The organism is Streptococcus sp. (assembly GCF_041802885.1).
Classification (GTDB): Bacteria; Bacillota; Bacilli; order Lactobacillales; family Streptococcaceae; genus Streptococcus.
On sequence record NZ_JBHCHN010000033.1, the window covers coordinates 1 to 8126 of the forward strand.

Below are 8126 nucleotides of genomic sequence, written 5' to 3' on the forward strand. Positions count from 1 at the left end.
GCTGAGGTGGGAGTTCAAAAGGTCTGGGAGACCTTTTGAAGTGGGAGATATAGGTTGACGGTAGTCAGCTCACATCATTCAAGGTCTGGGGATAGACCGTTTTAGCTCAACAACTGGAAATAAAGACTTGTTGACGAAATCGAATTTCTTCAAAATTACCGATTTCTATCCCACTCTCTTTTTCACTGCTTGAGGGCAGATTTTGACCGCTTAGCGAGAAAGGGATCACAAGAGAAGTGGTTTTTGCTAAGATAGGGTCATGGAGGAAAGCTATGCTGATTCAAACAAAAAATCTAACCAAAAAATATAGACAAAAAACAGTGGTGGATCATCTTAATATCACCATTCCAAAGGGCAGCCTAGTAGCCTATATCGGAACAAATGGAGCTGGGAAATCCACAACTATCAAGATGCTGACGGGCTTGCTCAAGCCCTACCAAGGTCAGGTCATCTTGGCCCCTGATTTGAAAATCGGGATTGTCTTTCAGGATAGTGTCTTAGATCCTGAGTTGACCGTCCAGGCCAATCTCCAGCACCGAGCAGGCCTCTACCACAACTTGGACAAGGAATGGTTTACTCGCTTGTTGGAGTTGACAGAGCTGACAGACCTTCTCCATCAGAAGTACGGGACCCTATCCGGCGGCCAACGCAGGCGGGTTGATATTGCACGAGCCCTACTCAACAGACCAGAATTGCTCTTTCTAGATGAGCCAACAACGGGTCTGGATATTCAGACACGACGGATGATTTGGGACCTTCTTCACAAACTGAAAAAGGAGCAGAATCTGACAATCTTCTTAACGACCCATTACTTAGAAGAAGCAGAAAACGCCGAGGTTACCTATGTCATCGATCAGGGGAAAATCCTAGCCCAAGGGACAGCTTTTGATTTGGTCAAGGAATATGCCAAGAGTCAGCTGATTTTAAAATTGACAGAACTTGCGGCAATCTCCGCCCTAGATGTGGACGTCAAAGAGGTGGAAGTAGGTTATCTAGTGGAAGGTTTGACTTCACAGGAAGTGATACATCTGTTAAACCAGCATCAGGATATCATTAGAGATTTTGAGTTTAAACAAGGAACGATTAACGAGGCTTTTATGGCTATAACAGGAAGGGAGATTCAAGCATGATTGCTAGCATCAAACGACAAATTGCTCTTTATTTTAGTAACAAGGCCAGTGTTTTTTTCTCCCTGATGGGAGCCTGGATTGCCTTTGCCCTCTACATTATTTTTCTGCAAAAAAATATGCTGGAAGCCTGGTCAACTGTTCCAAACCCAGAACTTGTTTTAGACAAGTGGGTGATGGGAGGGACCTTGGCAGTGACGGGCGTGACTACAACCTGGACAGGAGTTTCACGACTTATCAAAGACAAGGAAAATCACCAATTTGATGATTTCTTGTTGACAGGAATTTCCCCATTTTCTCTGCATGTGGGCTACTTCATCAGTGCTAGCATGATTGGCTTTATCATGCAAATCATCATGTATGGTATCATGTCCACCTATTTTTATTGGCAGGATGGGTTGGCTCTAGAGATGAACCAGTTTCCAGCTCTCTTGGGCTTGATGTTGCTGAGTTCTTTGTTAGGCTCTAGCTTGGGCTTGATTGGTGCTCAATGTTTCAAAACCATTGAAGCGGCGGAACGCCTTGCCATTATTATAGGATCTGCTTCTGGTTTTTTGGTTGGGGTCTACATGCCTATCGGTGGCCTACCTGATTTTGCCCAAGTCCTTATCAAATGGACACCAGCGGCCTATGTTGCCGCAGCCTTTCGCCAAATCCTGATGGAAGATTCTTTGGCCAAGTGGAATATACCCGGAATGGATGTCAAGGAATACTTGGGAGTCGGCCTTAAGTGGCAGGAACTAACGGGTCTGCACCAGAATATAGTGCTTGTTGCAGTCATTATAGTGGCAAGCCTTCTCTTCCTCTTTATCCTGCTTCAGGTTTTCGGAGGTAGAAAGGGGCCTTCCTATCGGTTTCATCTGGACTTGAAAAGTGGAAAAGAGGTTGATTATGTTGGTTCATCAGATTGATCGCTTGTTAGATAAGGAAGCAAAGAAGTTGACAACTCTGCAATTTGCGATGCACCTTCCAGCTTCAAATTTGGACTATCACTATTCATCAACAGGCAATCAGCACCAGGCTTTTCACAGTGCCAGCGTTGGGAAATTACTGACTTCAACCTTGGTATTCATTGCGATTGAAAAAGGGTGGCTGACACTGGATACAAGAGTTCAGACTATTCTAAAACCGGGGCTTCTCAACCATTTATTTGTCGTGGAAGGGCAGGATTATCAGGATGAGGTTTGTGTCCGTCACTTATTGGCCCATACGTCAGGGATCAACGATTATTATAGCAGTAAGACTGCTAAGCATTCTTCCTTTCTGAAACAGATTAGGGAAAATCCGGATGTCTTTTGGACACCAGAAGATTTACTTGATTATACTATGTATCAACAAGAGGCGATTGCTCGGCCAGGTCAGAAGTTCTTTTATTCCGATACAGGCTTTGTGCTCTTAGGTTTGATGTTGGAGGCGATTTTTGAAGCTCCTTTTCATGACATTTTAGATACCTACATATTCAAACCCTGTCACATGACCGAAACGACCCTAGCCTTTTATGGCTCAACATTTGAGGCTGGAGAGCTGGCTCCTCTAATCATCAATGGTCACGATATCCACCTCTTTCGGAGTTTGAGCTGTGATTTTGCTGGTGGTGGCCTCTCTACAACTGCTGGAGATTTGCTTCTCTTTTTATCCGCCCTCCATCAAGGACGACTAATTAACCAAGAATCCCTTCGGCAGATGGCTGATTTTAAGCATCAATACCATAGGGGATTGTACTATGGTCTAGGAATGATGCAGGTTCGTTTCGGAGAATTTTTCTTTCTCTTAAGGGGGATGCCCGACTTACAGGGGCACTGGGGAATGACGGGTGTTCATGCCTGTTACCATCCTCAGACAGGAGCTTGTTTTGTCCTAAATGTCGGAAATGACAAGGATATGGCCAGAAGTTTCAAGCTCTTGATAAAACTACTGCGCTTGCTGGCTTCCCAAGGCCAGTTATAACATGTGCTAGTAAGGTCCCTTGCGCAAAAGTCCCAAAAAAGGTATGATAGTTAACATATAAAGAAGAGGAGTGGGATTTGTGGAGATTCATTTTGAAGAAGATAAGACTTTAAGTCAAAATCAGATTGACGTCATAATCAGCAGCCAAGATTTGAGCCCAAATGTCCAGCAACTGATGGATTATATCGGTCTCTATCAGGCAGAGAGTCCATCCATTCTGCCCATCAAGACGGCGGATCGGATTGAGATGCTCAAGGTGGAGGACTTGGTTTCAGTTGATGTAGAAGGAACTTCCCTGATTTTGGATACCTTGAAAGGTCGGCAAATCATCACGGAGCGGCTCTACAAGTTTCAGGAACGCCTCAACAATCCTGATTTTGTCCAAGTCTCTAAGCACGTGCTTATCAACATTCACCATTTGGAAGCCCTTGAAGCCAGTTTTTCAGGCAATATGCTGGCTATCTTGACAGGCAAGCGAAAGGTGGATGTCAGCAGACGCTACCTGAAGAACCTAGAAAAACGCCTGGGATTGTAGGGGAGGTAGGATTATTAATATGAAAAAAGCAGTCTATTATTTTCTGATTGGGATTGGTTTTGGAGGCATCATTTATAGCCTGACCCTTATCCTAAACAATTCAGGACATCAAGCACCCTGGCAGATAGGGGCGGTGGTCCTCGTCAGCGGATGCATGGGTTTAATCAGTATGATTTTTACCCTAGATTATCCCGCCTTTGTTTGGCGCCTAGTTGTCCATTTTTTTGACAGTCTACACCCTCTATCTGTTTGCCAACCGCATCGGTGGGAATACTGAGAATTTCTTATCACTTGTCACCCTTCTTCAGTTTTTATTGGTTTACGTCCTAGTCTGGGCAGTTGTTGTGTTTATGACACGGCAAAAGGTGGCCAAAATCAATGAAAAATTGCGGGAGAGGAAACATTCACTTGACAAAGGACACTAGTTGTTATAGAATAGTTGGGTATGTTTAGTAACTGATCAAACTAGCCGGCTAAACGAATACGAAAATCTATGAGGAGGTATTCATTGTGAAACGTACTTTTCAACCAAGTAAAATCCGTCGCGCGCGTAAACACGGATTCCGTAACCGTATGTCCACTAAAAACGGCCGTCGCGTTTTAGCAGCCCGTCGTCGTAAGGGACGCAAAGTGCTTGCGGTAGCATAAGAAAAAGGAAGTCAACGGAAACTCGAGTCTGTTGTCTTTTTTTATGTTCTGAGATAGACTATATTTTGTGCTTTTGCAATAAAAAAACTCTTTACAAACACTACATATTGTGTTAATATCCTATGTTGGAGGTGATTGAGATAGTGATTATTTTAGCAGGGATGATTGGGGTTGGAAAGACTACCTACACCACTCGTTTGGCGGAAACTCTGGGGACAGAAGCCTTCTTTGAGCCCGTTGATGATAACCCTATTTTAGATAAGTATTATGAAGATCCAGACCGCTATGGCTTTGTCTTGCAAATTTATTTCCTGAATAAGAGGTTCAAGTCCATCAAAGAGGCTTATTTGGCAGAAAATAACATCTTAGACCGGTCCATCTACGAGGATGCCCTTTTTACTTATATTAATACCTTGCAGGGCAGTATCAGCCAGGAAGAGTATGCCATCTACCTGGAACTATTGGACAATATGATGGAGGAAATCGATGCCCTTCCGAAGAAGGCGCCTGATTTGTTGATTTATCTGGATGGCAGTTTTGAGACTATCATGGACAATATCCAAAAACGTGGCCGAAGCTATGAGCAAGTGGATGATAATCCAGAACTATTGGCCTATTATAAGTTGCTGCACCAGCATTATGGGAAATGGTATGAGGACTATGACTATGGTCCCAAGATGAAGATTTCTACGGATAATTTGGACATTGCCCAAGAGGCTGACTGGCAAAAAGCCTTCGGCTTGATTGAGCAAGAGATGAAGAATCTGGGACTGAGATAAGGAAGACAAGGGAACAACCCTTGTTTTTTCAGTTTCAAGTCAAAAAATGAGGAAGATTACCTTGGCCTTACAATTCTGTGACAGGGTGATTTTTTCTTGTATTTTCCTATTTGGCTTGCTATACTGTTTGGAAACTTTTGAGTTAGAACTGGCTATGAAATGAGAAAAACGATGAAGAAATTTTTTCAAATGTTATTGTTTATCCCCAAACTCTTCCTAAAGTTGATTTGGTCCCTCTTCTGGGCTCTCTTTCGGATGGCCCTGCTACTGGCTTTGGTTATCCTTGGTTTCTACTTTTATGCCAACCATAGCTCCTCTCAACTGGCTTCCAACCTCTCAGTTGTCTTTGACAATGCCTTGACCTATTTTTCTTCCAACCAGGGAAATGTGCTGGGGGATGTATCAGAGGGCTTGGAGAGTTTGCAGACGGATGATTTTAGCTCCTATTCAGGGTCTCGTTGGCCGACCAATAGGGCCAGCATCTACATTGACAGCAGCGACCCGACCTTCCGCCAGGCCTATGAGACCGCTATTGCCAACTGGAATGCCACTGGGGTTTTTAACTTTGTCCTTGTAGAGGATCCCAATCAGGCGGAGATTTTGGTGATGGACTATTCGGACCCAGAGACCCAGGCAGCTGGCCTGGCTGAAACGCAGACCAATGCTTTGACCAACCAGATTCAGAGCGTGACGGTCTACCTGAACGCTTTTTATCTCTTGAATGAAAGCTATGGATACAGTTTTGAGCGGATTGTTCATACAGCTGAGCACGAGTTGGGGCATGCTATCGGCCTGGTCCACGATGATACAGAGGATTCTGTCATGCAGTCTGCGGGGTCCCACTATGGCATTCAGGAGACAGATATTGCAGCGGTGAGGGAGTTATACGGTTTGTAACCTCATCTCTGCCTAAATCATCATGATAATCTTAGAATAGAAAGCATCAAATAGGTAAATACATGTTTCGCTTGATAAAAGAATTTCCCCTGCAGGCAGGATTATTTCTCTTTAATACAGGGATTTTTGCCTGGCTGCAAACCACCTCGTCTGCTATTTTGGTCCAGTTGGGCTTAAAAGAGCCCTTAACCCAATACATTCCAGAACCCATCTTGGCTCTGACTGGCGATAGTGTCGCCGCTATTCAGGCCTATGTAGGCAATGCGGCCTGGGCCTGGTTGATTTTTTCCATGATTGTGCTGGTTATTATCCACTTTATCAAGGGGGTTCTCAAGTTCCTCTTTGTGCTAGCCCTGATTATGATTGGCATCTATCTCCTCTTCCAAAATCAGGAGATGCTTCACTCTTTGATGGGTGGATGAAAAATGCAATGTTTGGTTTTACCGAATAAAATTCTTTGTATTACAGTTAAAGCATGATAAAAGGAGAAAAATTTGCTATAGTATTAAAAAGTCACATAATTGAAGATGGCTTTGCCACTTTTCGTCTTACCAAAAAGGAGGTATTTTATGAAATTGAAAAAAATGGTTTTAGGTCTGTTGGCCCTACTTGGTGCAGTGGTCTTGGTTGCCTGTGGTGCAGGAACAAAAAAATCAGCTGATTTTCAACTGCTGACTCAGGGACAAAGTGATATTCGAAATCATATCGAATATCAAGGTGACAAGATGACCTTGCTAAAAACAACGACCACTGTACTTTACTCTGCTATTGGTGCAAATTCTAAGGATGACGCCAAACTAATGATGGAAGCGCAGGGAAGTGCTGATTGGGATGGCATCAAAGGGATCACCCATGAGGTCGAGTACAAGGACGATCGCTTTATTGAAACAACATCTGTTGACTTGAATAAGGTGGATTTTGACAAACTGGGTGAGTTGATGCAACTGCAGACTGCTAATGGTGAAAAGGCGAAGTATCTTAGCTACAAGTTAACAAAAGAAAATTTCGTAAATCAAGGCTATACAGAAGTCAAAGACGGTAAGTATAAAGAATTGGAATAGACTAAAGCATCGAACATTTGTTCGGTGCTTTTTCTGATCAGAAGACTGGGCTGATTGTGTTATAATGAAAACATGACACATGAAGAAACACTAGCTATTTTTGATACCCACACCCACCTCAATGTGGAGCAATTTGACGGTCGGGTCCAAGAAGAATTAGACTTTGCCAAGGAGATGGGGGTTACCCTCCACAATGTGGTGGGCTTTGACCGGGCAACGATTGACAAGGCCATAGAGCTGGCAGACCAACACCCTGAAATCTATCTGACCCTGGGCTGGCATCCGACAGAGGCTGGCACCTATGACGAGGAAGCGGAAAGCTACCTGCTCAAGGCCCTCCAGCATCCAAAGGTCATTGCCCTGGGGGAAATCGGCTTGGACTACTATTGGATGACAGCTGACAAGGAGACTCAGGCTCGGGTCTTCAAACGGCAGATGGAGCTGGCCAAAGAGCTGGACCTCCCATTTGTGGTTCATACTCGTGATGCACTGGAAGATACTTATGCGGTCATCAAGGAAGTTGGTGTCGGCCCGCGGGGTGGCATTATGCATTCCTTTTCTGGTACGTTGGAAGAGGCTCAGGCCTTTATGGACTTAGGCATGCACATCTCCTTTTCAGGTGTAGTGACCTTCAAAAAAGCCACGGAACTTCAGGAAGCAGCGCAAGCTTTGCCCCTAGAAAAAATTCTGGTCGAAACGGACGCACCTTACTTGGCCCCTGTGCCCAAGCGCGGTCGGGAAAACCGCACCGGCTATACCCGATATGTGGTGGAAATGCTGGCCCAGCTTCGCAACCAGTCGGTCGAGGAAGTGGCGAAAGCGACCTACGAGAATGCAAGGAGCTTGTTTAACATTGACAGAAAAAATTAAAATCCAAGAAGTCCTGGTGGTCGAGGGCAAGGACGATACAGCCAACCTCAAACGCTTTTACGAGGTGGACACCTACGAAACCAGAGGCTCGGCCATCTCAGAGGATGATTTGGAGCGCATCGAAAAACTCCATGACCTGCGGGGTGTCATCGTCTTCACCGACCCAGATTACAATGGCGAGCGGATTCGGAAAAACATTATGCAGGCCATTCCCACGGTCAAACACGCCTTCTTGCAGCGGGATGAAGCCAGACCTAAGTCC

General features: G+C 44.7%; 11 protein-coding genes and 1 pseudogene. All 12 read left to right on the top strand.

Features of this window, described 5'->3' with window-relative positions; genetic code table 11:
* Positions 1–272: 272 nt before the first annotated feature.
* Positions 273–1130, top strand: a complete 858-nt coding sequence (locus tag ACEYCN_RS04515; RefSeq protein WP_373713108.1) for an ABC transporter ATP-binding protein — start codon at positions 273–275, stop codon at positions 1128–1130.
* Positions 1127–2038, top strand: a complete 912-nt coding sequence (locus tag ACEYCN_RS04520) for an ABC transporter permease (protein ID WP_373713109.1) — start codon at positions 1127–1129, stop codon at positions 2036–2038. Before ACEYCN_RS04515 ends, ACEYCN_RS04520 begins: the two co-directional genes overlap by 4 nt.
* Positions 2019–3074, top strand: a complete 1056-nt coding sequence (locus ACEYCN_RS04525; protein WP_373713110.1) for a serine hydrolase domain-containing protein — start codon at positions 2019–2021, stop codon at positions 3072–3074. The genes ACEYCN_RS04520 and ACEYCN_RS04525 overlap by 20 nt, the downstream gene beginning before the upstream one ends.
* 79 nt (positions 3075–3153) lie before the next feature.
* Entirely contained in the window at positions 3154–3609 is a 456-nt protein-coding gene (locus tag ACEYCN_RS04530) for a LytTR family DNA-binding domain-containing protein (RefSeq protein ID WP_373713111.1), read from the top strand.
* 19 nt (positions 3610–3628) lie between these two features.
* Positions 3629–4034: pseudogene (locus tag ACEYCN_RS04535) on the top strand (DUF3021 family protein).
* A gap of 85 nt (positions 4035–4119) precedes the next feature.
* Entirely contained in the window at positions 4120–4257 is a 138-nt protein-coding gene (gene rpmH / locus ACEYCN_RS04540) for a 50S ribosomal protein L34 (protein WP_018368178.1), read from the top strand.
* 143 nt (positions 4258–4400) lie between these two features.
* A complete protein-coding gene (locus ACEYCN_RS04545; RefSeq protein ID WP_373713112.1) occupies positions 4401–5036 on the top strand; it encodes a deoxynucleoside kinase in 636 nt (211 codons plus the stop codon).
* Positions 5037–5207: 171 nt separating this feature from the next.
* A complete protein-coding gene (locus tag ACEYCN_RS04550; protein ID WP_373713113.1) occupies positions 5208–5933 on the top strand; it encodes a M57 family metalloprotease in 726 nt (241 codons plus the stop codon).
* A 62-nt stretch (positions 5934–5995) separates the two neighbouring features.
* The gene (locus tag ACEYCN_RS04555; RefSeq protein WP_373713114.1) at positions 5996–6355 is read left to right on the top strand and encodes a hypothetical protein; all 360 of its coding nucleotides are present in this window, start codon (positions 5996–5998) and stop codon (positions 6353–6355) included.
* A gap of 147 nt (positions 6356–6502) precedes the next feature.
* Entirely contained in the window at positions 6503–6994 is a 492-nt protein-coding gene (locus ACEYCN_RS04560; RefSeq protein ID WP_373713115.1) for a DUF1307 domain-containing protein, read from the top strand.
* Between the two features lie 72 nt (positions 6995–7066).
* A complete protein-coding gene (locus ACEYCN_RS04565; protein WP_373713116.1) occupies positions 7067–7864 on the top strand; it encodes a TatD family hydrolase in 798 nt (265 codons plus the stop codon).
* On the top strand, positions 7827–8126 hold a 300-nt coding region (locus ACEYCN_RS04570), incomplete at its 3' end, for a toprim domain-containing protein (RefSeq protein WP_373713117.1). The genes ACEYCN_RS04565 and ACEYCN_RS04570, both read left to right, overlap by 38 nt.

What these genes read in the sequence shown, in the direction of transcription:
- ACEYCN_RS04515 (WP_373713108.1), top strand. Translation starts at nt 273, where the DNA reads ATGCTGATTCAAACAAAAAATCTAACCAAAAAATATAGACAAAAAACA.
- ACEYCN_RS04520 (WP_373713109.1), top strand. Translation starts at nt 1,127, where the DNA reads ATGATTGCTAGCATCAAACGACAAATTGCTCTTTATTTTAGTAACAAG.
- ACEYCN_RS04525 (WP_373713110.1), top strand. Translation starts at nt 2,019, where the DNA reads ATGTTGGTTCATCAGATTGATCGCTTGTTAGATAAGGAAGCAAAGAAG.
- ACEYCN_RS04550 (WP_373713113.1), top strand. Translation starts at nt 5,208, where the DNA reads ATGAAGAAATTTTTTCAAATGTTATTGTTTATCCCCAAACTCTTCCTA.
- ACEYCN_RS04555 (WP_373713114.1), top strand. Translation starts at nt 5,996, where the DNA reads ATGTTTCGCTTGATAAAAGAATTTCCCCTGCAGGCAGGATTATTTCTC.
- ACEYCN_RS04560 (WP_373713115.1), top strand. Translation starts at nt 6,503, where the DNA reads ATGAAATTGAAAAAAATGGTTTTAGGTCTGTTGGCCCTACTTGGTGCA.
- ACEYCN_RS04565 (WP_373713116.1), top strand. Translation starts at nt 7,067, where the DNA reads ATGACACATGAAGAAACACTAGCTATTTTTGATACCCACACCCACCTC.